The organism is Bacteroides caecigallinarum (genome assembly GCF_021530995.1).
Taxonomy (GTDB): domain Bacteria; phylum Bacteroidota; class Bacteroidia; order Bacteroidales; family Bacteroidaceae; genus Phocaeicola; species Phocaeicola faecigallinarum.
The window spans coordinates 1-285 of sequence record NZ_JADYTF010000329.1 but is presented as its reverse complement, the minus strand read 5'-3'; the positions used below and the strand labels follow the sequence as shown (position 1 = coordinate 285).

General features: G+C 49.5%; 1 protein-coding gene. It reads right to left on the bottom strand.

Annotation, left to right across the window (positions count from 1 at the left end; genetic code table 11):
• The coding region (locus I6E24_RS16880; RefSeq protein ID WP_317218748.1) for a helix-turn-helix domain-containing protein at nt 1–285 on the bottom strand (285 nt) is incomplete at both ends.

Below are 285 nucleotides of genomic sequence, written 5' to 3'. Positions count from 1 at the left end.
CCACTCCCTCAAGAGAAGGAGGCGCGTAATGGTATTCAAGATGACGGGTATGGATTTCCTTGACGGTATCCCAGGATACGCCCAGGAGATTAGCCGCGTCTTTCAAGGTCATGCCCCTTAACAGACCCACTACATATTTCGCGAAACGGTGGGTGTAGCCGCAACTACCCGTGGCAAAGGGTATGCTCTCCTGACGGTCATAATCACAATCCTTGTTCTTGCACCTATAGCGTTGGACTTTCATACGGATTATCACCTTTTTACCGCCTATCGGAAGTCCTATAA